At 73.7% G+C, this 26,436-nt stretch carries 28 protein-coding genes; 14 read left to right on the top strand and 14 right to left on the bottom strand.

What is annotated here, in order from left to right:
• Window positions 1-5: 5 nt before the first annotated feature.
• On the bottom strand, window positions 6-1,040 hold the full coding sequence (locus AOM04_RS03630; protein ID WP_062462530.1) for an aminotransferase class V-fold PLP-dependent enzyme: 1,035 nt from the start codon (window positions 1,038-1,040) through the stop codon (window positions 6-8).
• A gap of 78 nt (window positions 1,041-1,118) precedes the next feature.
• On the opposite strand from AOM04_RS03630, the gene AOM04_RS03625 reads away from it, so the two are divergent.
• Window positions 1,119-1,997: a LysR family transcriptional regulator gene (locus AOM04_RS03625; RefSeq protein WP_062462527.1), complete on the top strand. Its 879-nt coding sequence runs from the start codon at window positions 1,119-1,121 to the stop codon at window positions 1,995-1,997.
• Between the two features lie 490 nt (window positions 1,998-2,487).
• Here AOM04_RS03625 and AOM04_RS03620 read toward each other — a convergent pair whose 3' ends face one another.
• From AOM04_RS03620 to AOM04_RS03610, 3 genes are read right to left on the bottom strand one after another with little or no spacing between them, the layout of a single operon-like run.
• The gene (locus AOM04_RS03620; protein ID WP_062462524.1) at window positions 2,488-4,341 is read right to left on the bottom strand and encodes a carbohydrate-binding domain-containing protein; all 1,854 of its coding nucleotides are present in this window, start codon (window positions 4,339-4,341) and stop codon (window positions 2,488-2,490) included.
• Window positions 4,342-4,355: 14 nt separating this feature from the next.
• Window positions 4,356-5,123 carry a VTC domain-containing protein gene (locus tag AOM04_RS03615; protein ID WP_062462521.1) on the bottom strand — a complete coding sequence of 256 codons (768 nt, stop codon included), beginning with the start codon at window positions 5,121-5,123 and terminating at the stop codon, window positions 4,356-4,358.
• A complete protein-coding gene (locus AOM04_RS03610; protein ID WP_062462518.1) occupies window positions 5,120-5,746 on the bottom strand; it encodes a DUF4956 domain-containing protein in 627 nt (208 codons plus the stop codon). The genes AOM04_RS03615 and AOM04_RS03610 overlap by 4 nt, the downstream gene beginning before the upstream one ends.
• A 177-nt stretch (window positions 5,747-5,923) precedes the next feature.
• On the opposite strand from AOM04_RS03610, the gene AOM04_RS03605 reads away from it, so the two are divergent.
• Window positions 5,924-6,607: a response regulator transcription factor gene (locus tag AOM04_RS03605; RefSeq protein ID WP_062462515.1), complete on the top strand. Its 684-nt coding sequence runs from the start codon at window positions 5,924-5,926 to the stop codon at window positions 6,605-6,607.
• Window positions 6,604-8,022, top strand: a complete 1,419-nt coding sequence (locus tag AOM04_RS03600) for a sensor histidine kinase (protein ID WP_062462512.1) — start codon at window positions 6,604-6,606, stop codon at window positions 8,020-8,022. The genes AOM04_RS03605 and AOM04_RS03600 overlap by 4 nt, the downstream gene beginning before the upstream one ends.
• 15 nt (window positions 8,023-8,037) lie before the next feature.
• On the opposite strand, the gene AOM04_RS03595 is transcribed toward AOM04_RS03600, so the two are convergent.
• A complete protein-coding gene (locus AOM04_RS03595; protein WP_062462510.1) occupies window positions 8,038-8,649 on the bottom strand; it encodes a TetR/AcrR family transcriptional regulator in 612 nt (203 codons plus the stop codon).
• A 91-nt stretch (window positions 8,650-8,740) separates the two neighbouring features.
• On the opposite strand from AOM04_RS03595, the gene AOM04_RS03590 reads away from it, so the two are divergent.
• Window positions 8,741-10,174: a DHA2 family efflux MFS transporter permease subunit gene (locus tag AOM04_RS03590; RefSeq protein WP_228373605.1), complete on the top strand. Its 1,434-nt coding sequence runs from the start codon at window positions 8,741-8,743 to the stop codon at window positions 10,172-10,174.
• A gap of 168 nt (window positions 10,175-10,342) precedes the next feature.
• On the opposite strand, the gene AOM04_RS03585 is transcribed toward AOM04_RS03590, so the two are convergent.
• A complete protein-coding gene (locus AOM04_RS03585; protein ID WP_062462504.1) occupies window positions 10,343-10,771 on the bottom strand; it encodes a cupin domain-containing protein in 429 nt (142 codons plus the stop codon).
• 60 nt (window positions 10,772-10,831) lie between these two features.
• Between AOM04_RS03585 and AOM04_RS03580 the strand changes: the two genes are divergently transcribed.
• The 3 genes from AOM04_RS03580 to AOM04_RS03570 are packed head-to-tail and all read left to right on the top strand — an operon-like array spanning window position 10,832 to window position 12,938.
• Window positions 10,832-11,422: a TetR/AcrR family transcriptional regulator gene (locus AOM04_RS03580; protein WP_062462500.1), complete on the top strand. Its 591-nt coding sequence runs from the start codon at window positions 10,832-10,834 to the stop codon at window positions 11,420-11,422.
• Window positions 11,419-12,171, top strand: coding sequence for an ABC transporter ATP-binding protein (locus AOM04_RS03575; protein WP_062462497.1), 753 nt, complete (start codon window positions 11,419-11,421; stop codon window positions 12,169-12,171). The genes AOM04_RS03580 and AOM04_RS03575 overlap by 4 nt, the downstream gene beginning before the upstream one ends.
• Complete coding sequence (locus tag AOM04_RS03570) at window positions 12,168-12,938, top strand: ABC transporter permease (RefSeq protein ID WP_062462494.1); 771 nt, start codon at window positions 12,168-12,170, stop codon at window positions 12,936-12,938. The genes AOM04_RS03575 and AOM04_RS03570 overlap by 4 nt, the downstream gene beginning before the upstream one ends.
• 1 nt (window position 12,939) lies before the next feature.
• Here AOM04_RS03570 and AOM04_RS03565 read toward each other — a convergent pair whose 3' ends face one another.
• Window positions 12,940-13,431 (bottom strand): SRPBCC family protein, encoded by a 492-nt coding sequence (locus tag AOM04_RS03565; RefSeq protein ID WP_062462491.1) that lies wholly within the window; start codon window positions 13,429-13,431, stop codon window positions 12,940-12,942.
• Between the two features lie 52 nt (window positions 13,432-13,483).
• Here AOM04_RS03565 and AOM04_RS03560 point away from each other — a divergent pair, with 52 nt between their 5' ends.
• On the top strand, window positions 13,484-14,278 hold the full coding sequence (locus AOM04_RS03560; protein WP_062462488.1) for a putative protein N(5)-glutamine methyltransferase: 795 nt from the start codon (window positions 13,484-13,486) through the stop codon (window positions 14,276-14,278).
• Here AOM04_RS03560 and AOM04_RS03555 read toward each other — a convergent pair.
• Together AOM04_RS03555 and AOM04_RS03550 are read right to left on the bottom strand one after the other, a co-directional pair.
• Window positions 14,242-15,234 carry an SRPBCC family protein gene (locus AOM04_RS03555; protein WP_062462485.1) on the bottom strand — a complete coding sequence of 331 codons (993 nt, stop codon included), beginning with the start codon at window positions 15,232-15,234 and terminating at the stop codon, window positions 14,242-14,244. The genes AOM04_RS03560 and AOM04_RS03555 overlap by 37 nt on opposite strands.
• 3 nt (window positions 15,235-15,237) lie before the next feature.
• Window positions 15,238-15,606, bottom strand: coding sequence for an ArsR/SmtB family transcription factor (locus AOM04_RS03550; protein WP_062462482.1), 369 nt, complete (start codon window positions 15,604-15,606; stop codon window positions 15,238-15,240).
• 134 nt (window positions 15,607-15,740) lie between these two features.
• On the opposite strand from AOM04_RS03550, the gene AOM04_RS03545 reads away from it, so the two are divergent.
• The 3 genes from AOM04_RS03545 to AOM04_RS03535 all read left to right on the top strand — a co-directional run bounded on the left by AOM04_RS03545 (window position 15,741) and on the right by AOM04_RS03535 (window position 18,365).
• On the top strand, window positions 15,741-16,340 hold the full coding sequence (locus AOM04_RS03545; RefSeq protein WP_062462479.1) for a DUF6518 family protein: 600 nt from the start codon (window positions 15,741-15,743) through the stop codon (window positions 16,338-16,340).
• 103 nt (window positions 16,341-16,443) lie between these two features.
• Window positions 16,444-17,709, top strand: a complete 1,266-nt coding sequence (locus tag AOM04_RS03540; RefSeq protein WP_062462474.1) for a sensor histidine kinase — start codon at window positions 16,444-16,446, stop codon at window positions 17,707-17,709.
• A gap of 8 nt (window positions 17,710-17,717) precedes the next feature.
• Window positions 17,718-18,365 (top strand): response regulator transcription factor, encoded by a 648-nt coding sequence (locus AOM04_RS03535; protein WP_062462471.1) that lies wholly within the window; start codon window positions 17,718-17,720, stop codon window positions 18,363-18,365.
• Window positions 18,366-18,375: 10 nt separating this feature from the next.
• Here the strand turns inward: AOM04_RS03535 and AOM04_RS03530 are convergent, their stop codons facing one another.
• Together AOM04_RS03530 and AOM04_RS03525 are read right to left on the bottom strand one after the other, a co-directional pair.
• A complete protein-coding gene (locus tag AOM04_RS03530) occupies window positions 18,376-19,044 on the bottom strand; it encodes a methyltransferase family protein (protein ID WP_062462468.1) in 669 nt (222 codons plus the stop codon).
• Window positions 19,045-19,226: 182 nt separating this feature from the next.
• Complete coding sequence (locus tag AOM04_RS03525) at window positions 19,227-19,619, bottom strand: FKBP-type peptidyl-prolyl cis-trans isomerase (protein WP_062462465.1); 393 nt, start codon at window positions 19,617-19,619, stop codon at window positions 19,227-19,229.
• Between the two features lie 44 nt (window positions 19,620-19,663).
• Between AOM04_RS03525 and AOM04_RS03520 the strand changes: the two genes are divergently transcribed.
• Complete coding sequence (locus AOM04_RS03520) at window positions 19,664-20,131, top strand: nucleoside deaminase (RefSeq protein WP_062462462.1); 468 nt, start codon at window positions 19,664-19,666, stop codon at window positions 20,129-20,131.
• A gap of 41 nt (window positions 20,132-20,172) precedes the next feature.
• Complete coding sequence (locus AOM04_RS03515; protein ID WP_062462458.1) at window positions 20,173-22,011, top strand: cation:proton antiporter; 1,839 nt, start codon at window positions 20,173-20,175, stop codon at window positions 22,009-22,011.
• Between the two features lie 7 nt (window positions 22,012-22,018).
• Here AOM04_RS03515 and AOM04_RS03510 read toward each other — a convergent pair whose 3' ends face one another.
• The 3 genes from AOM04_RS03510 to AOM04_RS03500 form a co-directional block, all read right to left on the bottom strand.
• Window positions 22,019-23,020: an NAD-dependent epimerase/dehydratase family protein gene (locus AOM04_RS03510; protein ID WP_062462455.1), complete on the bottom strand. Its 1,002-nt coding sequence runs from the start codon at window positions 23,018-23,020 to the stop codon at window positions 22,019-22,021.
• Between the two features lie 35 nt (window positions 23,021-23,055).
• On the bottom strand, window positions 23,056-24,750 hold the full coding sequence (locus AOM04_RS03505) for an RNA-binding domain-containing protein (protein WP_062462452.1): 1,695 nt from the start codon (window positions 24,748-24,750) through the stop codon (window positions 23,056-23,058).
• Window positions 24,751-24,849: 99 nt separating this feature from the next.
• Complete coding sequence (locus tag AOM04_RS03500) at window positions 24,850-25,194, bottom strand: YciI family protein (protein WP_062462450.1); 345 nt, start codon at window positions 25,192-25,194, stop codon at window positions 24,850-24,852.
• A gap of 86 nt (window positions 25,195-25,280) precedes the next feature.
• Here AOM04_RS03500 and AOM04_RS03495 point away from each other — a divergent pair, with 86 nt between their 5' ends.
• The gene (locus AOM04_RS03495) at window positions 25,281-26,348 is read left to right on the top strand and encodes an aldo/keto reductase (RefSeq protein WP_062462447.1); all 1,068 of its coding nucleotides are present in this window, start codon (window positions 25,281-25,283) and stop codon (window positions 26,346-26,348) included.
• Window positions 26,349-26,436 lie beyond the last annotated feature (88 nt).

Raw genomic sequence — 26,436 nt, 5'->3', positions numbered from 1 at the left:
ACCCGTCAGGCGGGCTGCGCCACGCGGATGGCGGTCGCGGCCGCGTCGACGTCGCGCTCGTCGTTGTGGACGTAGAAGCCCAGGCGCGCACGGCCGCCGCGCGCGGCCGCCCTCACCCCGGCGCGCGCGAGCGCGCACGGGTCGACGCCCGCGACGGAGACGATCGGCGACGCCCCGGGCGCCATCCCGACGCGCTCACGGAACGCGTCGGCGAGCCCGACGCTGTGCCGGCCGATGGCCTCGACCCCCTGGGCGACGAGCAGCTCGAGGGCCACGGCGCCCGCCTCGACCAGCTGCCACGGCGGCGAGGTGTCGAGCCGGCGGGCGGTCGCGCTGAGCGCGATATCGTGCCCGTACAGCGACGCCCACGGCGCGTCGGCGCCGTACCAGCTCGCGTTGACGGGACGCACCCACGACGCCTCCGGTCGCACGGCCGCGAGCGCGATGCCGCGCGGGGCGCCCAGCCACTTGTAGGCGCTGGCGACCACGACGTCGAGGTCGCGCGCGCGCATCGTCATCCAGCCGGCGGCGTGGCTCGCGTCGACGAGCGTGCGCGCGCCCGAGACGCGGGCGGCCATCGCGAGCGCGTCGAGATCCACCACGGCGCCGTCGGCGGACTGGACGGCGCTTACCGCGACCAGGTCGGCGCCGAGCAGCGTCTCGGGAACGATGCGCGCGAGCGGGACCACGCGCACCTCCAGCCGGGGGTCGTGGACGAACGGGAGGGGCACGGAGGCGAAGTCGCCCTCGGCCACCACGACGCGCGCGCCGTCGGGGAGCGAGGCCGCGACCATGCCCACCACCTGGGACGTGGAGCCGGCGAGCGCGACGTCCTGCGGGCCGCCCGCACCGACCAGGGTCGCGAAGGCGGCGCGCATGCGGTCCACGGACCCGTCGAGCGCGGCGGGGTCCAACGTGCCCTGCTCCCATGCGCGGGTCGCGCGGCGCAGCGCGGCGGCGGTCGCCCGCGCGGGCAGGCCGTACGAGGGGGTGTCGAGGTAGCCGGGCACCCGGCGGAACGCGGCGGCGATCTCCAGCATGGGTCCATCGTCGCGACCGCAGGACACCGCGACAAGATGGCATGTCAGGCACCCAGACCTCGATGACATGATGGTCCGATGATCGACGTCGAGCGGCTCCTCATCCTGCGCGAGGTCGCGCGCCACGGCTCGAAGGCGGGCGCCGCGCGGGCGTTGCGGCTGAGCGAGCCCACGGTCGCGCACCACCTGCGCTCCCTCGAGCGGCGCGCCGGGGTGCCGCTGACCGTCCGCGCGGGCCGCGTCACGCGCCTCACCCCGACCGGCGAGGCCCTGCTGCAGCACGCCGACTCGATCGCCGCGAGCCTCGAGGACGCCGAGCGATGCCTGCACCGGCACTCCGACCTCCAGGTGGGCCGCCTGCGGATCGCCGCGTTCACGTCGTTCTGCGCGACGGTGCTGCCGCGGCCGCTCGCGCAGTTCGCGCGCACCTATCCCGGCGTCGAGATCGGCCTCGAGGAGACGGAGACCGATGCGGCGCTCGCCCTGCTGCGCGGCGGCGCGGCAGAGCTCGTCATCGGCTTCTCGGACGCGGCCACCCCGCCGCCCGAGGACCTCCCGACGGTGCCGCTCGGGCGCGACGAGTACCTCGCGATCCTGCCCGAGACGCACCCGCTCGCGGGCCGCGCGGTGCTCGACATGGCGGCGCTCGCGGAGGAGCGGTGGATCTCCGGCTGCATCCGCTGCCGCACCCACCTGGTCGCGCATGCGGCCGAGGCCGGCTTCGCCCCCAACATCGCGTTCGTGACCGAGGACTACATCGCGGCGCAGCGGCTCATCGCGGAGGGGCTCGGGGTCGCCCTGCTCACGCGCATGGCCCTCGACGCGAGCCCGGCCATCCCCGGCATCGTCGCCATCCCGACCCGGCCGGACACCTACCGCGACATCTTCCTCGCGCTGCCGCATGATCCGGCGCCGGCCGCGGAGGCCTTCGCGAGCCTGCTCGTCACGGGCCTGTAGGGGCCGGACGCGCCGCGAGGCTCCCGGTGTTGGCAGTCACCAGGAGCCTCGCGCGGTTCGTGCGGGACGGCGTTGGCAGCCGTCGCCCCGCGGAGGAGAGCCGAGAGGCGTCCACGGTCCTGCTCCGGCCCGGCGGACCGGTCATCAGACCCGGAGCCCGCCGGCTCGCCGTCCTGCCGTTCCCTCGGGGAGGTGTCGAGGGACCGGTCCGTGTGCGGACGGAGAGCCGGCGACCATGGGCGCCTCTCGGCTCAGACCCCAGGGGGGAGGGGGTCATGCGCTCCACTCAACCGGCGGCGCCTGGGAGAACGCTGGGAGCGAGGCGGGAGGTCGCGGGGAGCCGCGCCGCGCCTCACGCCCGCGCCCACCACCGACCGCCACACGGCACGGCCGCTGGAAGCGGTCCCGCGATGCAACTCGCGGGGCAAACCTCGACCAAGTCGGTCGCAGCTGCAGAATGCGTGTGGGGGACGGTCGGGGCGCGGCGCGATCAGGAGGCGGTCACCGTGCCGAGCTCGTCGCCGCCGCTCGCGCCGTCGCCGACCACCAGGCCGCCCGCGACCGCGTCGCCCGACACCGTCGCGCCCGTGGTGACCGTGTAGGTCTCGCCCGAGACGATCGCGTCGCTCGACAGCACGAGCGACTGCGAGATCTTGCCGGTGGTGAACGTCGCCACCTGGGTGCCGTCGGCGTCGGTCACGGTGATGGGGGTGCCGGCCGCGATCGCCGACTGGAACGTGATGGTGAGCACGCCCTGCCCGTCGCCGGTGGGCGACACGAGCATCCCGGATGCGCCCGACGCCGCGAGCGTGCCGCCCGAGACCGTGAAGTCCCCGTTGACGTCGAGCGCGCCGTTGCCGTTGTTGGTGGGGCCGTCGACCACCACGGTGCCGCCTGTCATGGTGGCGGTGCCGTTCGAGTCGAGGCCGTCGCCGTCCGCGTCCACGTACCAGGTGCCGCCGGAGATCTCGAGGGAGCGCCCCTCCGCGACCTGGTCCATGCCGCCGCCCATGCCGCCGCCCATGCCGCCGCCCATGCCGCCGCCGGGACCGCCGGCGACGGTGGTCGCGTCGGTGCCGTCGGTGGACGATGCGTCGGTCGAGTACGCGGCCGCGCTCACCGACGCGTCGGTGGAGGTGGAGGTCGAGGACGCGGTCGACGAGGAGTCGGCCGAGCCTCCGGGGCCGCCCTGCGGCATCTGGCCGCTCGGCATGTCGCCGCCGGGCATCTGCCCGCCGCCCGTCGCATCGTCCCCGCTCGAGGAGGCGCTCGAGGAGCCGCTCGAGACGTTCATGCCGTCGTCGCTCGACCGGATGGTGCCGGTGCCGCCCGAGAGGCGGATGATGCCTCCCTCGAGGCCCTCGTAGGACGTCGAGATGTCGATGGTGCCGTCCGAGACGTGGAGGACGCCGTCGGTGGTGATGCCGTCGTCGCCGGCCGCGATCGCGAGCGTGCCGCCCTCGATCGTGACCTGGTTGGCCGCGTCGATGCCGTCGACGCCCGACGTGATGTCGAAGGTGCCGCCGGAGATCCACACGACGCCCACAGCGGTGTCCTCGTCGAGCGACTCGTTGGTGGACTTGAGGCCGTCGCCCTGCGCGTCGACCGTGATGTCACCGTCCTGGATCACCAGGAGGTCCTTGCCGCGGATGCCGTCGTCGGCGGCGGTCACGTCGTACGTGCCCGACTCGATGACGAGACCGTCCTTCGAGGCGATGCCGTCCTCGGCGACCGCGTTCACGGTGAGCGAGCCGTCGCCGGCGAGCCACAGGTCGGCGGTCGAGTACAGGGTCGCGTTGGGCACGTCGGACTCGTCCGACGCCGTGGCGTCCGCCGCGTCGGAGAGCGTGTTGATCGAGCCGTCGGCGAGGCGGATCACCACCTCGTCGGCGTTCTCGATGTCGATCGCCGCGGTGTCGGGCGAGGTGATGTCGACGCCGTCGAGCACGATGTTCACGTCCTCGTCGCCGGCGTCCACGACGAGCTTGCCCGCGGACAGCGTGCCGGAGATCGTGTAGGTGCCGCCCTGGGTGATGGTGACGGTGTCGCCGTCGACGCTCACGCCGTCGCCGCCGGTCGAGCCGGAGTCGGACAGGGTGATCGCGACCGCGCCGGACGCGTCGAAGGCGGTGTCGACGTCCTTGACGTCGAGGTCCTCGTAGGTCGCCTCGGTGAGCTCGGTGGCGGTCGCGGAGGTCGTGGTCGAGGTCGAGGTCGACGTGGTCGTCTCCTCGGCCTGCTCGGTCGTGCTGACGTCCGAGTTGGTCGCCGTGCCGGTCGAGCATCCGGCGAGCAGCAGGGCGCCGGTGAGCACTCCGGCGAAGATGGTGGCGGGCTTGCGCATGGGGATCGCCTCTCTCAGGCCGCGAGGGCCGGGTCGGTGGTGAGGTGCCGGCGCAGCGTCCGGTTCCATCGGTTCGACGGAAGCTCGGGCTGCAGCGCGGCGAGGGTGGTGCAGTACTTGGACACGCGGGCCGGACGGATGCCGCGTGCCCACAGGGCGCGGTCGACGGCACCGGCGCGCAGGGTGGACTTCGTCTCGACGATGAGCGCCGCCCCGAAGCCGGCGACCGCGCCCTCGACGTCGGTGGCGGTGACGCCGTCGTCGATGGTGACGCGGGCGCCGTCGGCGACGAGCGTGGAGCGCGCGTACCGGGTCTCGAGGACCGGCGTGAGCGCGTCCACCGCCCCCGCGACCTCGGGGAAGGTCGCGACGAACGCGCGGGCGGTGCCGTCGAGGCGGCGCCCGCGGGCGACCTCGTCGGCGATGAACTCGCGGTGCTTGACGGTCTCGCCGCGCACGCTGCGCAGCTTGACCTCGATCGCGCGACCTCCGGTGTCGAGGTACTCGCGGGTGCGGACCTTGTAGCGCGCGGGCCGGCGGCGTGCGGCCGCCCGGTACGAGTCGAGCCCGGGGGTGTCGTAGTAGACCGACGCGTAGGCGAAGGCGCGGGAGCCGTCGATCTCGAGGGCGCGCACGCCGTCGACCGCGCCCATCGCGGCGGCCCACAGGGCGGGCGAGACGATGTACTTGCGGTCGACCCGCGTGAGCAACGCAGCCTCGGCCTCGAGCTCGGCGAGCGACACGGTGGGCAGCGCGTCGCGCCGCGCCTCCCACGCGCTCATCGCGCGGCGCCCGCGACGAAGGCGGGCTCGGACGGCACGGCGAGCGCCGCATCGTCCCCCGCCGGAGGCGCCTGGAGCTCGGGAACGAGCGTGTACCGCACATCCACGACGGTGGTCTCGTTGACCAGGTCGACCTTGCGGATGGTCGCGCGGTGGACGTCCGCGCCGAGCAGCCCGGCGAGGTGGTGGGCGGCGCCCTCCTCGGTCGGGAACGCCTGGTCGAGCACCATCTGCTGGTGACGCGTGCGGGGGAACAGGCGCGGGTTGTCGCCGACCGCGATGACGAGGAGCAGCACCGCCATCAGGGTGAAGCTGATGGCCGGGCTCATCGCCGGGAAGCCGCCGAGCAGGCCCAGCGCGATCGCGGTGAAGTAGTAGGCGATCTCGGCGTGGTCCATCTCGGTGGAGCGCAGGCGGATGATCGACAGGACGCCGAAGATGCCGAGGCCGAAGCCGAGCGACATGTCGGTGTTCGTCATCGCGTACGTGACGCCCATGACGCCGATGTTGATCGCGAGGAACGCGACGATCATGTCGCGGCGGCGATGGCGCGGGAAGTACAGGCCGAAGACCAGGATGGAGATCGCGGCGAGGTTGGCGGCGATGAAGGCGTAGACGGGCATGGCGTCCTCTCGTGGGGGGCTCCGGCACTCGTCCGGGCGGTTTGGTTTCCCCCGAGTCAAGCGGCGGCGCCTTAGAGAATCCTGAGACGGCCGGCAGAGGTCCCTGGCATCCGGTGTCACGGCCCACGCCCAGTGGCCTCCCAGCCAATTCAGAGGTTGGGCCGCAATACTGGGCGCATGCCCGAACGCCGCATCCTCGTGATCGATGACGAGGACAACCTCCGCACGATGCTCTGCGCCGCCCTGCGCTACGAGGGCTACGACGTCTCCGACGCGCCCGACGGCCAGGCCGGCCTCAAGGCCGTGCGCGAGCAGCGCCCCGACCTCATCGTGCTCGACGTGATGATGCCCGGCCTGGACGGCTTCGGGGTGTGCCGCCGCCTGCGCGAGTCGGGAGACCGCACCCCGATCATCTTCCTCACCGCGCGCGACAGCGCGAAGGACAAGGTCGAGGGCCTCACCATCGGCGGAGACGACTACCTGCAGAAGCCGTTCAACCTCGACGAGCTGGTCGCTCGCGTCGAGGCGGTCTCGCGCCGCGTCGAGCACGCGCCGAGCGCCTCCGACACCTACCGGGTGGCGGACCTCGAGCTCGACGACGTCTCCCACCGCGTCACGCGCGGCGGCGAGGAGATCCAGCTGTCCCCGACGGAGTACAACCTGCTGCGCCACCTCATGCAGAACACCGGTCGCGTGCTGTCGCGCGGCCAGCTGCTCGAGGGCGTGTGGGGCTACTCGCGCGACGACGACCCGGGCGTGGTCGAGACGTACATCGGCTACGTGCGCCGCAAGGTCGACACGGTCGACCCCAAGCTCATCCACACGATCCGCGGCGTGGGCTACACGCTGAGGCTCCCGTGACGCGGCCCGACGGGCTGACACTCCGCGCACGACTCCTCATCGGACTGGGCACCATCGCCGCGGCGGTCGTCGCGGTCGCGATCGTGGTCACGCTCGTGACCCACTCGTTCCTGCTCACGCAGCTCGACCAGCGCCTCGCCTCCTCGTCGGGACCGATCGATACGACGCGGCACCAGCCCGCCCTCTCCACCAACGACGGCGACGCCGACAACACGTCGCGGCCGTCCGACGTGTGGCGCGCCCTGGTCGACACGACCGGCCGGCTCGGCGTGATCTACTCGCCCAACGTCGAGGGCGCCTCCGACGCGCAGCCCGAGATCCCCGTGAGCGCGCTGCCGAGCTCCGGGTCCGTCTACATCAGCGTGCCGTCGTCGGACGGCGACGACGCCGGCTTCCGCGTGCTGCTGCGCGCCACCAGCATCGGCACGGACGTGACCGCGCTGTCGCTCGACTCCGTGGATCAGGCGACGCACCGGCTCATGGTGATCGAGCTGGTGGGCCTGGTCGTGGTGCTGGGCGGCCTGTCCGCCGTCGGCTGGTGGGTGCTCCGCCTGGGCATCGCCCCCATGCGACGCATGGTCGACGCGTCCGCCCGGATCGCCGACGGCGACCTGGACGTGAGGCTCGAGGGCGCGGGCCGGGGGTCCGAGTCCGCCGAGCTCGCCGCGTCCCTCAACCAGATGGTCGACACCCTCACCGACGCGCTCGACGAGCGCGAGCGCTCCGAGGCCCGGCTGCGCGAGTTCGTCGCCGACGCGTCGCACGAGCTCCGCACCCCGCTCACCACGGTCCTCGGCTACGCCGAGCTGTACCGTCGCGGCGCGCTCGCGCGCGACGAGGACGTGGCCGACGCGTGGCGTCGCACCGAGGCCGAGGCCGGTCGCATGCGCCGCCTCGTCGAGGACATGCTCGAGCTCGCGCGCTACGACGCCGAGCCGCAGCTCACCCCCATCCGCCTCGACCTCGCGCACCTGTGCTCCGAGGTCGTGGGCGACGCCACGGCCGCGCGCGAGGGCGTGAGCTTCACGCTCGACGCGCCCGAGCCGGTCACCATCGCGGGCGACCCGGACCGCCTGCGCCAGGCCGTCATCAACGTCGTCACCAACGCCGCGGTCCACGGCGGCAGCCACGTGACGGTCCGCGTCCGCCGGGACGATGCGACGGGCACCGTCGCCGTCGAGGACGACGGCCCCGGGATGTCGCCCGAGGTGGCCGCGCGCGCGACCGAGAGGTTCGTGCGAGGGGACCACTCGCGCACCCGCGCGACGGGCGGCTCGGGCCTGGGCCTCGCGATCACCGCCGCGATCGTCTCGGTACACGGGGGCACGCTGGCCGTGGACTCGACCGAGGGCGCCGGGACGACGGTGCGGATCGCGCTGCCGCTGGCCCCCGTCGAGGAGGCGGCGCCGGCCTGAGCCCGAAGCGACGCGTCAGGCGCTCGCGACCGCCACGTCCGCGAAGTTCGCGAGGATCGCCTCGCACATCGGCCCCATCGCGGCCTGGAACAGCTCGAGCCCTGCCGGATCGGTGGAGTCGGGCATGCGCAGCGCGAGCAAGATCGTCATGAGCATGCCGTGCGCGAAGAACTCGACGGACTGCTCGGCGCTGAACCCGGCCTCCTCGCGCACCAGGCGGTAGACGCTGATGAAGCACTCGCGCGCCGCGGGGCCGAACACCGGGTCGGCGCCCAGCCCGAACAGGTGCAGCAGCGTGAGCAGCGTGCCGCGGTCCGACACCAGCTCGGCGTACGCGGGCCCCAGCGCGCCCTGCTTGTCCTCGAACGTCTCGTCGCCCGTGAAGCCCGCGATCACCTCGCGATAGCGGTCCGTCAGACGTCCCGTCGCGCGCCGCGATGTCTCGAGGAACAGGTTCTCCTTCGATCCGAACATGCGGACCACGTAGGCCTGGGAGATCCCCGCCCGCTTCGCGATCGCGTCGGTCGTGCCGCCCGCGTAGCCCTTCTCGCCGAACACCACGGTCGCGGCCGCGAGGACCTGCTCGCGCCTGTCATCGCTGGTCAGACGGGTTTCTGTGACGCTCATGTTGACATGTTATCAAGCGATTACTAGCGTGTCGACGTGTAGTAATCAATTGATTACTCACATGCCAACCGCATCGTTCCGGGGAGGGAACATGTCATCGACCGCACGCCGGACGCCGCTGGGACTCGTGATCCTCGCGGTGTCCATCCCCGCCTTCATGGCGAGCCTCGACAACCTCGTCGTCACCAACGCGCTGCCCGTCCTCGCGACGGACCTCGACGCCTCGCTCGAGCAGCTGCAGTGGTTCATCAACGGCTACTCGCTCGCGTTCGCGAGCATGATCCTCATGGCGGTCGCGCTCGGCGACCGCTTCGGACGCCGCCGCGTCTTCACGGGCGGCATCGCGCTGTTCACCTTCGCGTCGATCCTGTGCGCGCTCGCCCCCAGCGCCGAGGCGCTCATCGCGGCCCGCGTGCTCCAGGGCATCGGCGGCGCGGCGCTCATGCCGCTGTCGCTCGCGATCCTGTCCACGAACGTCCCCGCCAAGATGCGCCCGCTCGCGATCGGCATCTGGGGAGGCGTCGCCGGCCTGGGCGTCGCCGTCGGGCCGCTCATCGGCGGGGCCGTGGTCGAGGGGCTGACCTGGCACGCGATCTTCTGGCTGAACGTCCCGGTGGGCGTCGTCGCGATCATCCTGGTCCGCGCGTTCCTGACCGAGACCCGCGGCGCCGCCGCGCGGCTCGACCTGGTCGGGCTGGCGCTCGGCATGACCGCGGTGTTCGGCCTGGTGTTCGGCATCGTGCGCGGCAACGATGCGGGGTGGACCTCGCCTCAGGTGCTCGCCGGGCTCGTGGGAGGGGCGGTCCTGCTGGTCGCGTTCCTGGGCTGGGAGCACCGCCGCCGCGACGCGGCCCTGCTGCCGATGCGGCTGTTCCGCGACCGCTCGTTCTCCGTGGCGAACGCGGTGGGCGTGATGTTCTCCGTCGGCATCTTCGGCTCCGTGTTCATCCTCATCCAGTTCATGCAGGTGGTGCAGGGCAAGACCCCGCTCGAGGCGGGCGCGATGACCATGCCGTGGACCATGGCGCCGCTGTTCGTCGCGCCGCTCACGGGCCTGCTCGAGCCGCGCCTCGGCACGCGGACGCTCGTCACCGCGGGCGTCGCGGCGCAGGCGCTCGGCCTCGCGTGGATCGGGCTGCAGCTCGACCCGGCGGTCGACTACTGGATGCTCGTGCCCGGCTTCGTCGCCTGCGGCGTGGGGATGGGGCTCGTGTTCGCGCCCCTCGCGACAGCGGTGCTCGCCCACATGCGGGACGAGGACCACGCCAAGGCCTCCGGCACCAACGCGACCGTGCGGGAGATCGGCGTCGCGCTCGGCATCGCGGTGCTGACGGCGATCTTCACGGGCGCGGGCGGCCAGCTCACCCCGACCGGCTACACGGACGCGGCGCAGACAGCCGTGCTGTGGGGCGCCGCGATCCTCGCGGTCACCACGATCGTCGCGACGTTCCTGCCGCCGCGCCGCACCAGCCCCGACGGGGCTCCCGTCGGCGACGCGGCGCCCGGGGCGCTGCTGCCGGCCTGAGCAGCGCCCGCCCGACCGTGCCCCACACGAGATCTGCAACTCCACGCCCCCTGGTCGCGGTTCGCCGCGCGAGTTGCAGCGAAGCCGGCCCAATCCCGGCCTCGCGTGTGGGGCACGGTCACGCGGCGGGGTCGCGCGGCACGGTCACGCGGTGCGGACCGCTCCTCGTCACCACGGCGAGGGGCGGCCCTCGTCGCGCGTCGCGTCGTCGGGCAGGTGCGGCAGCTCGCCGCCGCCCGCGCGGATGCAGAACCACTGGAGCCCCTCGGCGCTGTCCGGCAGGCATCGCCACGTCCGCCAGACGCCCTGGCCCACGCGCACCGCGGTGCCGGGGCCTACGTCCACGATCTCGTCGTCGAGCGCCATCTGGCCGCGGCCCGCGAGGAACACGTAGAGCTCCTCGATCTCGGAGTGCGTGTGCCAGTAGCCCGCCTCCTCGCCCGGGACGAACGCGTTGGCGGTCATGCCGATGTACTGCATCGCCAGCTCGTGGTCCACGACGCGGCGCCCGTCGCGCAGCGTCGTCGGGCGGAATCCGCCGTGGTGGCCGCGCCACCCGTCGAGGCCGCCCATCTCCAGCACCTGGTAATCGCTCATCCGGCGACGATATCGCCGCCACCCCTTGCGAACCAGATGTTAGTGACTAACACTAAGACCATGACCACACGCGCCGAGGCCACCCGGGCCCGTCTCCAGTCGGCCGCGCTCGACCTGTTCGAGCAGCGCGGCTACCGCGCGGTCACGGTCGAGCAGATCGCGGCCGCCGCCGGCGTCAGCCACATGACGTTCTTCCGCCACTTCCCCACCAAGGAGCGGGTGCTGCTCGACGACCCGTTCGACCCCGTCATCGCCCACGCGGTCGCGGCCCAGCCCGCGGCGCTCGCGCCGATCGAGCGCGTCGCGCGCGGCATGCTGTCGCTCGTGCCGCTGCTCGACCAGGAGCCCACGGCGAGCACGCGCCGCGGGATCGCGATCGCCGCGAGCGTGCCCGAGCTGCAGGCCGGCATGGCCGCCAACACCGCCGCGACCGAGCGCGCCATCGTCGAGGCCGCCGCACCCGCCGGCGACGAGGGCGCGACGCGCATCGCCGCGGCGGCGTGCCTCGCCGCCCTCACCGCCGCGCTGCTCGACTGGGCGGTCGCGGGCTCGCCGCGCACCCTCGGCGAGCTGGTCACCGATGCGATCACCACCGTCGTGCCGTCCCTCGCGGGCGCACCCGTCCCGGCCTTCGCGGGAGCGACGCCGTGACCGCGCTCGAGCTCGCGGGCGCCGTGCGCGTCTACGGCGGCGTGCGCGCGCTCGACGGGCTGAGCCTCACGGTCGAGCCCGGCGAGATCCACGCGATCATCGGGCTCAACGGTGCCGGCAAGACCACCGCGATGAAGGCCATCGTCGGGCAGACCGCGCTCGACGCCGGCGAGGTCCGCCTCTTCGGCGAGCCCTTCGCGCACGCGAGCCCCGGCAGACTGGCGCGGCTGGGCCTCTCGATCGAGCAGCCGTTCGGCTACCCCGAGCTCACGGTGCGCGACAACATCGTGCTCGCGGCGCGCCTGCACGGCCTGGACCGGGGCGCGGCGGCGACCGCAGCATCGTCCTGGATCGCACGGCTCGAGCTCGAGCCGTGGGCGGGACGGCGCGCACGCGGGCTGTCGCTGGGCAACCGTCAGCGCCTCGGGCTCGCGTGCGTGGCCGCACACCGGCCCGACCTGCTCGTCCTCGACGAGCCGACCAACGCGCTCGACCCGGCGGGCGTCCTGCTGCTGCGCGACGTGATCCTCGAGGCAGCCGCCCGCGGTGCGGGCGTGCTCGTGTCCAGCCACCACCTCGACGAGGTGTCGCGGATCGCGCACCGCATCACCGTGATCCACGCCGGCCGCGTGGTCGGCGCGCTCGAGCCCGGGCAGGCCGACCTCGAGCGACGCTTCTTCGACGTGGTGCGCCGCTGGGACGAGGACCACCGCCACGCCGCCCTCGCCCGACAGGAGGCCCACGCATGAGGACCGCCCTCGCCCTCCAGGTCGCGACGTTCGCGCGCTCGCTCACCGCGCGCCTCGCGACCGTCCTGCTCATCGCCTTCCCGCCGCTCATGTCCGTGGGGATGGTGATGATCGCTCGCAGCGCCGACGCGGCCGGGCCGTCCGCCGCGAAGCTCGCCCCCTACCGCGAGGGCACCGTCGGCGAGGCTGTCGCCGCGCTCTCCGGGCAGGTCGTGTCGGTCGTCGCGCTCATCGGCGTCGGCTTCGCGGTCGCGTGGCTCGTGGGTCGCGAGTGGGTCGACCGCACGCTCGGGTCGCTGTTCGCGCTTCCCGTGTCCCGCGCGGAGATCGCGCGGGCGAAGCTGCTGGTCGTGGGCGCATGGGCCGCGGCCTGCCTCACGCTCGCGATGCTGCTCACCGCGGCGGGCCTGGGCGCGATCGCCGACGGCTCCTTCACCGGCGCCGTCGTCGCACAGCTGGTCCGCGTGTGGGTCGCGGGGCTCCTCATGGCCGCGCTCGCGCTCGGCTTCGCGTGGGTCGCGGTGCGCCTCCGGGGCTACCTCGGCGCCGCCGGCGCGATCATCGCGGTCACCGCGGCGAGCCAGATCCTCGCGATGCTCGGCGTCGGCGCGTGGGTGCCGTTCATCGCGCCCGCGATGTGGGCGGGCGCGGGCGGCGCCGCGGAGGCTGCGACCATCGGTCCCGCGTCGCTCGCGCTGGCCGTCGCGTTCGCCGCGCTCGCCGCGTGGGCCTCGGTGCGCGCGTTCGCCCGCGCCCGGCTGGACTGACTCAGCCCTCGGCGTGCGCGTACAGGCGCTGGAGCTCCTCGAAGTGGGCGTCCGAGTCGACCGGCGCGGGCTCGCCTCCCGCGAGGTGGGTCTCGAGGCGGCCGAGGTGCCAGTGCCAGCCGGCCGCGATGTCCGGGCTCTGCGGGTCGGGCGCGACGTGGTCGAACGTGACGAGCGCCCCGTCGCCGAGCTCGGCGATCGCGATCCGCACCTGCCAGCGGCCGCCCGGGCCGTCGAACGCGTACTCGAGGGCGTGGGGCTCGACCCACGCGAGCACCTCCCCGGTGCCGCCGCCCGCCATCGTGACGGCGCCGCCCTCGCGCGGCTCGAACGCGGTGCGGAACGACCAGAGCGCATTGCGCTCGGGGTCGGTGAGCGCGGCCCACACCTCGGCGGGCGGCTGCGCGACGGTGCGCTCGAAGCGCAGATAGTCCCCGTCGTCGGGCGAGAGGACGCGCCCCTCGCCCGCGGGGTCGAGCTGGTCCGGGTCCATGCGTCCCAGTGTGCGCCTCCCGCGCACGGATGGCGCGGGTAGCGTGCGCCCCATGGACGATGCGGTGGTGGCCCGGCTGCGGGCGGCGGGCTGTGTGTTCGCGGAGGAGGAGGCGGCGCTGCTGATCGACGCGGCGGCGGGCGACGCGGGCGGGCTCGAGGCGCTCGTCGCGCGACGGGTCGCGGGCGAGCCGCTGGAGACGGTGGTGGGCTGGGCCGCGTTCGCGGGGCTGCGGATCCCGGTGGCGCCGGGGGTGTTCGTGCCGCGGCGGCGCACCGAGCTGGTCGCGCGGCTCGCGATCGCGGCGGCGCCGCGCGGGGGGACCGTGGTGGACCTGTGCTGCGGCGCCGGCGCCATCGCGGCCGCCGTCGCCCACGCGCGACCTGACCTGACAGCGATCGCCGCGGACGTCGACCCCGCCGCCGTCGCCCTGGCGAGCCGCACGCTCGCCCCGCTGGGCGCATCGTGCCTGGTGTCCGACGTGGACGCCGCGCTGCGCCATCTCGACGGCACCGTCGACGTCGTGACCACCTGCCCGCCGTACGTCCCGACCGGTCAGATCGCGCTGATGCCGCGTGAGGCGCGCGACCACGAGCCCACCCGCGCGCTGGACGGAGGCCCCGACGGGGCGAGCCTGCAACGCGAGGTGCTGCGCGCATCGTCCCGGCTGCTGCGGCCGGGCGGCGTCGCGATCGTGGAGACGAGCGAGGCCCTCGTCGACCTGACCGCGAGCGCGGCGGTGGATGAGGGCCTCGAGGCGGCCGTCGAGCGGGACGAGGAGCTCGGCGCCGTCGTGGTGGTGGCGCGGCGTCAGGCGCTCACGAGCTCGGACTCGAGCCGCGCGTAGCTGATCTCCATGCCGTCGGTCATCCCGGTGGCGAGGACCATGTCCCGCAGCTCGATGCTCGGGTAGGTGATGAGCAGGCTGAGCAGGGTCGTGCCGTCCTCGCGCGGGGTGAGGGTGAGCGCGTTGGTGGTGCCCGGCCCAGGCATCCCGATCATGAGCTCGGTGGTGACCTCGCGGACGCCGGGGACGGTCTCGACGAGCTCGCCCTCGAAGCCGAAGGCCTGCTGGCCCTCCGCGCGGCCGCCTTCCTCGGGCGCCCACTCGTAGCGGTAGCGGTCGCCCACCTCGACCGCGATCTCGCACACCGGCATGGTCCAGCCGTCGGGGCCGAGCAGCCAGCGCCTCATGAGGTCGGGCTCGTGATGAGCCCGCCACACCTGCTCGACGGAGCCGCGGATGACGCGGGAGACGCGCACCTGGGTGTCCGACAGGAGCTGCGTGACGGTGCCCCTGCCCGCGGCGAAGGCCTCGAGGTCGGCGAGGATGTCGTCGATCTGGCCCATGGCCTGACGCATGCCCTCCTCCATGCCCATGCCGACCAGCTGCTCGAGCTCCTCGGCGGAGTTGAAGAAGGTGGTGGTGACCAGGCGGGAGCCGTCGGGCGTCTCGGAGAAGGCGAAGGTCATGCGCATGGTGGGCATGTCGGGGTTGGGCGTGCCGTCGGGGAGCGCGAAGCCGTCGATCACCTCGAACGAGCGGGGCGCGTCGACGGCGAGGAACTCCCAGAAGCCGCCCGAGACGTCGCCGTCCGGTCCGCGCATCTCGTACCGCGAGCGGCCGCCGGCGGCCATGTCGTGGCGGTAGAAGGTGGCCGGATAGGTCGGCGGACCCCAGAATCGCTCGAGCTGGCGGGGGTCGGCGTAGGCATCCCAGAGGCGCTGGAGCGGGACCGCGAAGTCGGCGGTCACCGTCATGGTGAGGGCCTCGGGATCCTTGGTGACGGACGTGATGGGCATGGCTCACTCCTGTTCGGGAGCTGACGGGGACGGGTGCGGGGGCTCGGCGAGCAGCGCGTCGAGCCGGTCGATGCGGGCGCGCCACAGGCGCTCGTACCGGTCGAGCAGGGCCTGGACCCTGCGGATGGCGTCGGGGTTGCCGCGGACGAGGCGCTCCCGCCCGCGGTTCTGCTTGGTCACGAGTCCCGCCCTCTCGAGCACCGCGACGTGCTTCTGCACGGCCGCGAAGGACATGTCGTAGCGATCCGCGAGAGCGCTGACGGACTGCTCCCCGGTGAGGACGCGCTCGACGATGTCGCGGCGCGTCGCGTCCGCCAGGGCCCGGAAGATCCGGTCCACCTCGGCGTCCGACAGGTCAAGTTCTGCAACCATTTGGTTGTACGTTAACCCCGCCCGGCGAGGCGCGCAAGGGCAACCGCGGATCCGGGACGCCCAGCTCCGCGCGGCGCGATGGCGCGACGGCCCGACAGCCGGCCCGAGGCCCGGCCAGCGGCTAGCCTCCAGGGGTGACACCCCGCACGCGCGCCCTGCTGGCGATCATCGGCTGCCTCGGCGCGGGCGTCGCGATCTCGTACGGCCAGACGTTTGCGCCGCCCGGCCTGCACCCGCTCGTGAACTCGGGCACGCCCGTGGTGGCGCTCGCCGCCGCTGCCTCGCTCGCGGCGCCCCGGCTGCGGGGCGCGGTCACCCTCGGCGCGCTCGCCGGCCCGCTCGCGATGGCGGGCTACTACGGCACGGCGCTCGCGCGCGGCTTCGGCGCGAGCGCGGGCTACGTCGTCCTGTGGTGCACCGCCGGGCTCGTGCTCGGCGCGGCCATGGGGGCGGCGACGTGGGTGCTGCGCGGGCGGGCGGACGCGCCGGCCTGGGTCGCGGGCGCCGCCGCCGGGCTGCTGCCGGGGATCGCCATCGGCGAGGCGGCGCACGGGCTCACCCGCATCGCGGACACCACGCCGGCCGCGTACTGGTGGACGCAGCTCGCGGCGGGCGCGGCCCTCCTGGTCGTGCTGACCGCGCGCATGCGGGGCGCTGGCGCCGAGCGCGCCTGGGCGGGCGCCGCGACCGCCCTCGCCGCCGCGGCCGTCTACGCTGCGTACGGGATCGCCTGACGCCCGCCGGACGCCCCCCGGCGGGCGGAACGGGGGTTACCCCCACCCCGATCGGGCGGCCAGCCCCGCGGCGCGAGACGCCGACCGACGGTGGAATGGAGCCATGGACACCCCCGCCCCCCACGACCGCCCCTGGCTGGTCCAGCAGATCATCCAGATGGGCCGCGACCTCGGCTACCTGCTGCCGCTGCTGCCCCTCGCGACCGTCGCCTTCACCGCCGTCCTCACGCTGCTGATGACCAGCATCAGCCTGGTCATCGTCTGGGTCGGCGTGCCGCTCGGCGTCGCGACCCTGTGGGCCGCGCGCGGGCTCGCCGACTTCGAGCGCCTGCGGCTGGGCGCGCTCGGCCGCGGCCCCGTGATCGGCATCTACACGCGCCCCGACCGGGACGCGAGCCGCTTCCGCAGGTTCTTCCACCCCCTCCGCGACGGCCAGATGTGGCTCGACGTGCTCCACGCCCTCGTGGTGTTCCCCGTCGCCGTCGCGTCGTGGAGCATCACCGTGGCGTGGGCGTCGGTGGCGTTCGTGGGCTCGACCGCATGGATCTGGGAGGCGTTCGCCGACGCGGACGACCTGCCCGCCGGCGGCACCCTGCCCTGGCTGACGTCCCCGCTGGGCCACACCGTCATCGGCCTCCTCGCGCTCGCCTGCCTGCCCGTCGTGGTCCGCGGCCTCGCCCTGCTCCACCTCGCGATCGGCCGCGGCCTGCTGGGCGCGAGCGAGGAGCGCCGCCTGCGCGCCGAGGTGGAGCGCCTGGAGCACGCCCGGGGCGCGGCCGCCGCGGCCGAGTCCTCCGCGCTGCGCCGCATCGAGCGCGACCTCCACGACGGCCCGCAGCAGCGGCTCATCCGCCTCCAGATGGACGCCGAGCGCGCCGAGCGCCAGCTCGACACCGACCCCGAGGCGGCCCGCGCCGCGCTCGCGGAGATCCGCGGCCAGGCCGCCGAGACGCTTGCCGAGCTGCGCGCGATGACCCGCGGCTTCGCACCGCCCATGCTCGCCGAGCGCGGCCTGCTCGCCGCCGTCGAGTCCCTCGCCGAGCGCTCGACCGTGCCGGTCGCGGTCGAGGCCGACATCCCCGAGGGCCTGGGCGTGGCCGTCGAGACCGCCGCCTACTTCGTCGTGTCCGAGGCGCTGGCGAACGTCGCCAAGCACGCGGAAGCCTCGGCGGCCACCGTCGGCATCGCGATGGACGGCGACCACCTGCTCGTCGTAGTGACCGACGACGGCCGGGGCGGCGCCCACCTCGCCAAGGGCCACGGCCTCGCGGGGCTCGCCGATCGCGTCGCCGGCGCCGGCGGTACGCTCGCGGTGGCCGATGCGCCGGCCGGCGGAACCATCCTCACCGCCCGGGTGCCGGTCGGATAGGAGCCCCGATGCGCATCGTCCTCGCCGACGACAGCGCGCTGCTCCGCGAGGGCCTCGCCCGTCTCGTCACCGAGATGGGGCACGAGGTTCTCGCGGCCGTCGGCAGCGCCACCGAGCTGCTCCACACGGTGCGCGGCGAGCGCCCCGACCTCGTGCTGTCCGACATCCGGATGCCGCCGCACGGCGCCGACGACGGCCTGGTCGCCTGCCTCGACCTGCGCCGCGAGATCCCGGGACTGCCGTGCCTGCTGCTGTCGCAGCACACCGAGCGCGCGTACGCCGAGGACCTGCTGGCCGACGGCGAGGGCGGCGTGGGCTACCTCCTCAAGGACCGCGTGACGGACATGCGGGCGTTCGCCCGCGCGCTCGACACCGTGGCCGCCGGCGGCACCGTGCTCGACCCGGAGCTGGCGGCGCTGCTCGTCGCCCGCCGCCGCGACCCGCTCGCCGCGCTCACCCCCCGCGAGCGCGAGGTGCTCACGCTCATGGCCGAGGGCCGCTCCAACGCGGGGATCCAGGAGGCGCTGGTGCTGAGCGCCGGCGCGGTCGAGAAGCACGTGACCGCGATCTTCGCGAAGCTGCGCCTGCTGCCCGCCCCCGACGACCACCGCCGCGTGCTCGCGGTGCTCGCCTACCTGGGGGCCGCGCGACCCTGAGCCGGCGCGTTCACCACAGGAACGGCACGAGGCGCTTGGTGCGCCACGCGTACGCCCGGAAGCGGTCGCCGTAGCGGTCCTCGAGCCGCGCGTCGACGTGCGGGATGGTGCCGAACGCGAGGCTCACGCCGACCGCGGCGGCGGCCAGCAGCGGCCACCAGCCGCCGGCCACGCACGCGAAGCCCGCGAACAGCACCGTCTCCCCCAGGTAGTTCGGGTGCATCACGATCGAGAACAGCCCGCCCGTGTAGAGCTCGCCGGCGTGGCGCGGGTCGTGCTGGAAGCGCCTCCGCTGGAGGTCCGACCACGTGCCCAGCCACGAGCCCGTCACGTAGAGGAGCACGCCCGCCCACACCACCCAGTCGACGGGCGCCTCGGTGGTGCCGCCGAAGTACGCCATCGTGAGCTGGAGGAACACCACCCACGGCCCCACCGACAGCGCGTCGGACCAGTCGAGCGGCCGCTCGACGATGACGAACTCGGTGAACACGAGCCGCAGCAGGTAGAGGACGGCCAGGATCCCCACCAGCCAGCGCCGCAGCGGGTCCGCGACGGGCAGCGCCCCGCCGAACCAGTCCTCGACCCCGCGCGACAGGAAGGCGAGCGCGACGGCGACCGCGAGCGTGTGCAGCGCGGTGACGAACAGCTTCGGCGCGGTCGATGCGCCGGCGGGCTCCATCCCCTCACCCTCGTCCCGCGCGGGTCGCCCCGCAACAGGAACGAGGCGCGCACCAGGCATCGCGCGACCCCCAGCGCGCTCCGCACGGTTCGGAAGGCGACACGCCGAGGCGACCGGGGCATCGTGCCCCTGCCAGCGGCGTGCCGCGGAGAGAGCCGTGCGGAGCGAACGCGGGCGGGAGGCTAGCGCGCGTCGAGGACGTCGACCGCGAAGACGAGCGTCGAGCCCGCGGGGATGGGCCCCATGTTCTGGTAGCCGTAGCCGGACTCCGGCGGCACGACGAGCAGCAGCTTCGAGCCGACGGGCTGGCCGACGATGCCGTCGACCCAGCCGTCGATGAGCGAGCCGTACGCGATCCGGAACGAGATCGTGTCGCCGCGGTCCCACGACGAGTCGAACTTGCCGCCGTTCCACAGCCAGCCGCTGTAGTGGACGGTGATGTGCTGGCCCTCGGCGACCACGGCGCCGTCGCCGGCCTCGAGGACCTCGACGACGAGCCCCTCGGGCTTCTCGGCGCCGGCGAAGTCGACGGCGGGCGCGCCGTCGGCGGCGCGGGTGATGGCGGGCAGGGTCATGGTGGCTCCTTCGCTGGGTACGGGTCCCAGCCTAGGCTGACGCCATGGACCACCTCCCCCACCTGCGCCGCGCGATCGCGGTGTCCCAGGCCGCGCGCGACCACGGCAACCACCCGTTCGGCGCGGTGCTCGTCGATGCCGAGGGGCGCATCGTCCTCGAGGCGGAGAACACGGTGGTCACCCACCGCGACGCGACCGGCCACGCGGAGACCAACCTCGTGCGCCTCGCGAGCAACCAGCTCGACCCCGATGAGCTCGCCGCGTGCACCCTCGTCACCAGCTGCGAGCCGTGCGCGATGTGCTCGGGCGCGATCTACTGGGCGGGCATCGGCGCCGTGGTCTACGGGCTGTCCGAGACGGGCCTGTACGCGATGACCGGCGCCCACGAGGAGAACCCCACGCTCGCGCTCCCGTGCCGCGAGGTCCTGGGAGCGGGGTCGCGCGACATCGCCGTGACCGGGCCCGTGCTCGAGGACGAGGCGGCCCTCCCGCACCAGGGGTTCTGGGACTGAGCCTCCCCGCCGGCGCGACGCGTGGGCCGTAGTCTCGGACCGTGACCCTCGCCACCTCGCTCGTGCTGGTGCTCGTCGCCGGCCTCGCCTCGCAGCTCGTCGCCGCGCGGCTGAAGATCCCCGCGATCGTCGTCCTCATCGCGGTCGGGCTGGCGCTGGGCCCCATCTCCGGGCTCGTGACGGTGAACCTCGCACCCTCGGAGCTGTCCGAGCTCATCGGCCTCGGCGTCGCCGTCATCCTCTTCGAGGGCGGCATGAGCCTGCGGTTCGCCGAGTTCCGCCGCGTCGGCAAGGGCATCCGCCGCCTCACGATCCCGGGCCCGCCCGTCGCGATGCTGCTGACCGCGGGCGTGGCCCACTGGATCGGCGGCTTCGACTGGCCCGTCGCCCTCGTCGCCGGCGCGATCCTCGTGGTGACGGGCCCGACGGTCATCGCGCCCCTGCTGCGCTCGGCGGGGCTGCGCCGCGACTCGGCCGCGCTGCTCAAGTGGGAGGGGATCGTCAACGACCCCACCGCCGTCACCCTCGCGTTCCTCACGTACGAGGTGTTCGCGCTGTCCGAGGGCGGCGTCGGGTCGATCCTGCGCGGGCTGTTCTTCGCGATCCTCGTCGGCGGCGGCATGGGCGCGGCGATCGGCGCGCTCGTGGGCGTGTCCTTCCGCCGCGGGTGGGTGCCGGGTCACCTCAAGTCGCCCCTGCTGCTCGTCGCGGTGCTGCTCGTCGCGGGCCTGGGCAACCACCTCCAGGACGAGACCGGCCTGCTGGCCGTCACCGCGATGGGCCTGGTCCTGGGCAACATGCGGCTCGCCGAGCGCGACGAGCTCCTCCACTTCAAGGAGGGCCTCACGGTCGTGCTCGTGAGCTCGCTGTTCATCATCATCCCGGCGACGCTCACGGCCGACGACCTCCGCGAGCTCGACTGGCGCATCGCCGTGTTCGTGCTCGTGCTCATGTTCGTGGTGCGCCCACTCACCATCGCGCTCGTCACCCTCCGCTCCGACGTGCCCAAGCCCGACCGCATCCTGCTGGGCTGGATCGCGCCGCGCGGCATCGTCGCGGCGGCGACCGCGGGCACGTTCGGCCCGTCCATGGTGGAGGCCGGCTACCCCGACGGTGCCCGGCTGGTGCCGACGATCTTCCTCGTCATCATCGTCACCGTGATCGCGCACGGGTTCACGCTCGCGCCGCTCGCGCGCCGGCTCGGGCTGACCACGGGCGCGCACAACGGGCTGCTCATCGTGGGCGCGTCGCGCTTCGGGCTCGAGCTCGCGGAGGCGCTGCGGCGCCTCGACGTCCAGGTCACCGTCGCGGACGGCCGTTACCAGAGCCTCCAGCCGGCCCGCATGGCCGGCGTCCGCACCTACTTCGGCGAGGTGCTGTCCGAGCATGCCGACGAGACCCTCGCCGAGGCCGGCGTCAGCCACGTCCTCGCCGCGACGGACAACGACTACTACAACGCCCTCGTCGCGCGCAGCCTCGGCACCGAGTACGGCTTCCACCGCTCGTTCCAGCTCTCGCCCGGCGAGGGCACGGGCGAGAAGCGCGCCCTCACGTTCGAGCGGCGCGCCTCCTACGCGTTCGACGGCCGCAGCGACCTCGCGACGCTCGACGCGCACGTCGCCGACGGCTGGCGCATCCACGCGACGCGCCTGACCAAGCAGTACGGCGTGCGCGAGCTCATCCGCCGGTTCGGCGCGGAGGCCGGGTCCGTGCCCATCGGCGCGGTCGACGCGTCCGGCGCCTTCCGGCTGTTCTCGCCCGACCAGCGCTTCCTCCCGGCCGCCGGCTCGCGCTTCCTGTACCTGGGTCGCGACAAGCGCTCGCCGGCGACCGGCGCCGTGCGCATCGTGGACGATGCGGTGGCCGGCGAGGAGTCGTAGCGGCCGGTCAGACCGTGGTCGCCTCGTACGCGGCGATCAGCTCCAGCTCCCTGGCGCGGTCGAGCCCCGCGAGGCCGGGCCGGTCGACGCCGAGGGCGCGCTCCTCGGCCAGCACGTCCCGCACGGTCTCGATGAGCGGGCGGCGCACGCCGCCCGTCGCGAGGAACCGCGCGCCCGAGTGGTACCCGGTGCGGGCCGGGGCGCCGTCGTCGGGCACCCACAGCGGCAGCGAGTCGGGGCCCTTCCACGTGCGCACGCCGCGCGCGAGCAGCCAGTCGGCGTCGGGCCGCACGAGCGGGCCGTGCGCGCCGGCCACCTCGCGGATCAGCTCGATCAGCTCGAACCCCTCGCGCTGCTCGCCGACCACGTTGACGGCGCCCGTCACGCCCGCCTCGATGGCGTGGAGGTTCCACGCGACCAGGTCGCGCACGTCGATGACCTGGAGGGGGTGCGCGGGCGGCGCGGGCACGAGCATGGGGCCCTGTCCCGCGAGCGCGGCCCGGCGGGGCCAGTACGCGAACCGCTCCGTCGGGTCGCCGGGGCCGACGATGACGCCGGCGCGCAGCAGCAGCGCGTCGCCGTGAGCCGCGACCGTGTCGAGCTCGCACCGCACCTTCGCGGCGTCGTACCGTGAGCCGTCCACGACGGCGTCCACCTCGACGGGCTCACGCAGCGGCGCGTCCTCCGCGATGACCGTGCGCGTCGGCGCGTAGGCCGCCACGGAGCTGACGTACGTCCAGTGGAGCGCGCGGCCCGCGATCGCCTGGGCGGCCTCGCGCACGTGACGCGGCTGCCAGCTCACCTCGACGACGGCGTCCCAGTCGCGGTCGGCGACCTCGGCGTAGGCGTCGGGGCCGTCCCGGTCCGCCATGACGAGGTCGGCTCCCGGGGCGACGATGCCGGACGTCCCGCGCGCGAGGCAGGTCACCTCCCAGCCGCGCGCCACGGCCTGCGCCGCGGTCTCGCGACCGAGCCAGGCGGTTCCGCCGAGGACGAGCAGTGAGGGCATACGGCCAGGCTAACGGGCTCGTGGCCCGCGACCGCCTATCCCGGGTCGCCACCGACGAGCACGTAGCGCGCGGTACGCCGCTCGCCCGTCATCTCGATCCGACCCTCGTCGCGAAGCCGCTGGAGCAAGGTGGTCGCCTGCTGGCCGGTGATCAAGCAGAGGTCGGCGGCCTCTCCGCGCGAGATCGATCCATACTCCTCGATCCAACGCACGACCATCTGCTCCTGCTGCATGGGATCTGTTCCGCGCACCCGGATGTACGCCGCGCGCTGTTCCGAGTGACGGTAGAACGCGGACGCGAGGTGATAGCGGCGACCACGACCAGCTCCCCGCAGCTCGAGGACACCCGACTCCACGAGCGAGGTCAGTGTCGGTCGCAGCGATGCCCCAGGGACGCCGATTGCGCCCGAGATCTCCCCAACGGTCGCCGAGCCGACCGAACGGACCTCCGCCACGATGCGCAGCGCAGTCAGCGAGAGCGGGGGTCCCGGCCTGCCCTCATCCCCCAAGAGGAAGCGCACCAGGTCGAGGTCTGCGCGGCCGAGCGGGAAGTCGGCGACGACCATCGCGTCCGTCGTGCGCGCGAACGACGGCTCAGATCGCCCCACACGGAGCGCCGCCTCGATCATGCGCGCCACTCCACGGCCGCTGCGCTCGACGAGGCCTGCCCGCTTCAGTGCATCCGCCAGCATCGGGCTGCGGGGCATCGACTGGTCCACGAGGTTCGCCAACGACATCCCTGGGGGAAGGCCCCCAGGGCTCGACACGGTGAGGAGCTCCTTGGTCAGGGTGATCCTGACCGGCCCTCGCGCGGTGAAGTCACGGTGGACGAGCGCGTTCGCGATCGCCTCGCGGAGCGCATCCGCGGGAACGAGCGGCAGCTTGACCCGAATGAGACCCCACTGGACCTCGTCCTCCGTCAGCGAAGCCTGCATGCGCTCGTATGCCCGCTGCGCGCACTCAAGGAGGGGCGCGACGACGCTCTCGTTCACGCGCAGCTCGGTGCCGTCCAACACCTGGATCAGCACCTCGTGGTTCGGCACGTACCGCCGGATCGCATGTGCCGTTCCGAACAGGAGGATCGCGCCGAAGGTGATGCGCCACGTGCCGTCAGGCTGTGGGAACCCCAGGGCGAGCGATTGCAGGAGCTCGGCATCTGGAAGGCCGGCGAGGACGGCATCCCCCCGGCTGGTCGCCACGCTTGAGCGGTAGCGATCGAAGGCGTCCGGATCGAGGTCGTCGAACCGTGCCCCGGACGCGACGGTGGTCGCGAAGTCCAGCGTTCCGAAGGAGTAGGTGCTCGACAGGATCTCCGCCGGGCTCATGGCGCGACACTCAGGCTTGCCGTCAAGCCGGAGCCCGCGCCTCTGGAATCGACCCGCCGCGGTACCCACGACACCGGCGGCACTCGGGACGGCGACGACCACGACCTCCGATCCATCGACGACATGGACCTCGCACTCGACCGACAGGGGTGGAACCGTCTGGTGGATCACGAGCGCCTCGACCCGTGCGGGATCGGTCACCTCTCCGTGACGCGGCGCGCAACCTGTGACACGACCGTCGTCCTCGACCCCGATGAGCAGCGTCCCACCTTCCGCGTTCGCGAGGCAGGCAACGGCCTCCACGAGCTCGCGATCGTTGAGATGACCCACCGATGCACCGCGCTTGAACTCCACGCTCATGCTCTCGCCACCGGCGATGAGCTCACGCACCGTGTTCAGGTCCACGCGATAAGAGTATTCAAAGTTTTATATGAATACAACTTCGCATGGCAATACGTGCAAATTATTGAATCGCTTTGCGGATGCGCCGGTGGTCGGGGCGGGTCAGCCCGCGGCGCCCCAGTCGTAGAAGGGCCTCACCTCGAGCACCCCCTCGCGCGCCATCGGGTGCGCGAGGGCGACCTCCACGGCCTCGTCGAGCGAGCCGCACTCGAGGATGTCGAGGCCCGCGATGGCACGGTGCGCCTCGTGCAGCGGGCCCGGCTCGATCGACGCGCCACCGGCGCGGATGCGGACCACGCGCGACTCGGCGGGGTCGGCGAGCCGGTCGCCCCAGACCCGGGCACCGCTCGCGTCGTGCGTCGCCACCCAGGTGTCGATCGCATCGTCCGGCGGCGGCTCGGCCGGGTCCACGAGCTCCTCCGTGCACACGAGCAGCAGGTACCTCATCACGCGCCTCCCCGGGGGCCTGCGCCGACCCCACCCGGGCATCGTCCCACCGCGCGCCGCCGCGCGCAGGGCCGTAGCGTCGAGGCATGAGCGAAGGACCCGCACCCCTGGCCGCGCGGCGGCTCGGCCTCACGGACACGTACCTCGCGCCGCTCGCGGTGGGCGCGATGATCATGGGCACCCGCACCCCCGAGGACGAGTCGCGGCGCATCCTCGACCACTTCGTCACCGAGGTGGTGCCGCGCTTCGCCGCTCCCGACGGCTCCGCCGTGCCCGGACTCATCGACACGGCCGACTGCTACTGCTGGTGGGAGGACGAGGGCTCGCTCGGCGGCCACTCGGAGTCGCTGCTCGGACGGTGGATCGCGGACTCCGGCGCGCGCGCGAGCGTGCACCTCGCCACCAAGGGCTCGGGCATGCTCGCCTCGGTGGACGGGGTCTTCGTCGACGGTGTCGCGGACTGGACCCTCGCGCGCCAGCGGTTCGTCGGCGCGTCCGCGGACACGCTGCGGGACTCGCTCGCCGCCTCGCTCGGCCGCCTCGGGCTCGACCGCATCGACCTGTACTACGTGCACGTCGACGACCGTGCGACGCCGCTCGAGGAGACGCTCGGCTTCCTCGCGAGCGCCATCGACGCCGGCCTGATCGGCGGCTACGGCTGGTCCAACGCGCCCGCGTGGCGGCTCGCGCAGATCCGCGCGACGTGCGACGCCAACGGGTGGCCGCAGCCGGTCGCCTTCCAGGAGCAGCACGCCTACCTGCGGCCCCGGGCGGGAGTCTCGGCGCGCAGCATCGTGGGCGTCGAGCACCTCGACTACCTGGGCAGCCATCCCGACCTGCAGCTCGTCGCGTACTCGCCCGTGCTCAAGGGGCTGTTCTCCGCGACCGAGCGTCGCGACGCATCGTTCTGGGGCATGCACCCCTACCTCGGCCCGGACGCCGACGTGCGGCTCGCGGCGCTCGACCGCGTCGCCGCCACGACCGGCGCGACCGGGAACCAGGTGGCGCTCGCGTGGCTGCTGTCGCGCGAGGCGCCCACCGTGATCCCGCTCGTCGGGGCGCGCACGTGGGATCAGTACCTCGAGTGCGCCGAGGCGATCGACGTCGAGCTCACCGCGGCCCAGCTCGAGGAGCTCGACGCCGCCGGGGCGTGAGCCCCGAACCCCATCCGCGCCGTGACCTCTCTCCACACCAGCACCGAGGTGTGAACGTTCACCCTCTGCACTTCCCGTCGCAAAGCCC

It is taken from the genome of Demequina soli (assembly GCF_000971195.1).
Lineage (GTDB): Bacteria > Actinomycetota > Actinomycetes > Actinomycetales > Demequinaceae > Demequina > Demequina soli.
Note: the sequence above shows the minus strand (reverse complement) of the source record. Positions and strands in the feature narration are given on the sequence as shown.

Coding starts and splice junctions, on each gene's coding strand:
- AOM04_RS03605 (WP_062462515.1), top strand. CDS start 5,924: ATGCCCGAACGCCGCATCCTCGTGATCGATGACGAGGACAACCTCCGC.
- AOM04_RS03610 (WP_062462518.1), bottom strand. CDS start 5,746: ATGCCCGTCTACGCCTTCATCGCCGCCAACCTCGCCGCGATCTCCATC.
- AOM04_RS03630 (WP_062462530.1), bottom strand. CDS start 1,040: ATGCTGGAGATCGCCGCCGCGTTCCGCCGGGTGCCCGGCTACCTCGAC.
- AOM04_RS03580 (WP_062462500.1), top strand. CDS start 10,832: ATGACCACACGCGCCGAGGCCACCCGGGCCCGTCTCCAGTCGGCCGCG.
- AOM04_RS03595 (WP_062462510.1), bottom strand. CDS start 8,649: ATGAGCGTCACAGAAACCCGTCTGACCAGCGATGACAGGCGCGAGCAG.
- AOM04_RS03535 (WP_062462471.1), top strand. CDS start 17,718: ATGCGCATCGTCCTCGCCGACGACAGCGCGCTGCTCCGCGAGGGCCTC.
- AOM04_RS03620 (WP_062462524.1), bottom strand. CDS start 4,341: ATGCGCAAGCCCGCCACCATCTTCGCCGGAGTGCTCACCGGCGCCCTG.
- AOM04_RS03550 (WP_062462482.1), bottom strand. CDS start 15,606: ATGGTTGCAGAACTTGACCTGTCGGACGCCGAGGTGGACCGGATCTTC.
- AOM04_RS03540 (WP_062462474.1), top strand. CDS start 16,444: ATGGACACCCCCGCCCCCCACGACCGCCCCTGGCTGGTCCAGCAGATC.
- AOM04_RS03590 (WP_228373605.1), top strand. CDS start 8,741: ATGTCATCGACCGCACGCCGGACGCCGCTGGGACTCGTGATCCTCGCG.
- AOM04_RS03560 (WP_062462488.1), top strand. CDS start 13,484: ATGGACGATGCGGTGGTGGCCCGGCTGCGGGCGGCGGGCTGTGTGTTC.
- AOM04_RS03565 (WP_062462491.1), bottom strand. CDS start 13,431: ATGGACCCGGACCAGCTCGACCCCGCGGGCGAGGGGCGCGTCCTCTCG.
- AOM04_RS03625 (WP_062462527.1), top strand. CDS start 1,119: ATGATCGACGTCGAGCGGCTCCTCATCCTGCGCGAGGTCGCGCGCCAC.
- AOM04_RS03570 (WP_062462494.1), top strand. CDS start 12,168: ATGAGGACCGCCCTCGCCCTCCAGGTCGCGACGTTCGCGCGCTCGCTC.
- AOM04_RS03520 (WP_062462462.1), top strand. CDS start 19,664: ATGGACCACCTCCCCCACCTGCGCCGCGCGATCGCGGTGTCCCAGGCC.
- AOM04_RS03585 (WP_062462504.1), bottom strand. CDS start 10,771: ATGAGCGATTACCAGGTGCTGGAGATGGGCGGCCTCGACGGGTGGCGC.
- AOM04_RS03500 (WP_062462450.1), bottom strand. CDS start 25,194: ATGAGGTACCTGCTGCTCGTGTGCACGGAGGAGCTCGTGGACCCGGCC.
- AOM04_RS03530 (WP_062462468.1), bottom strand. CDS start 19,044: ATGGAGCCCGCCGGCGCATCGACCGCGCCGAAGCTGTTCGTCACCGCG.
- AOM04_RS03555 (WP_062462485.1), bottom strand. CDS start 15,234: ATGCCCATCACGTCCGTCACCAAGGATCCCGAGGCCCTCACCATGACG.
- AOM04_RS03510 (WP_062462455.1), bottom strand. CDS start 23,020: ATGCCCTCACTGCTCGTCCTCGGCGGAACCGCCTGGCTCGGTCGCGAG.
- AOM04_RS03525 (WP_062462465.1), bottom strand. CDS start 19,619: ATGACCCTGCCCGCCATCACCCGCGCCGCCGACGGCGCGCCCGCCGTC.
- AOM04_RS03495 (WP_062462447.1), top strand. CDS start 25,281: ATGAGCGAAGGACCCGCACCCCTGGCCGCGCGGCGGCTCGGCCTCACG.
- AOM04_RS03615 (WP_062462521.1), bottom strand. CDS start 5,123: ATGAGCGCGTGGGAGGCGCGGCGCGACGCGCTGCCCACCGTGTCGCTC.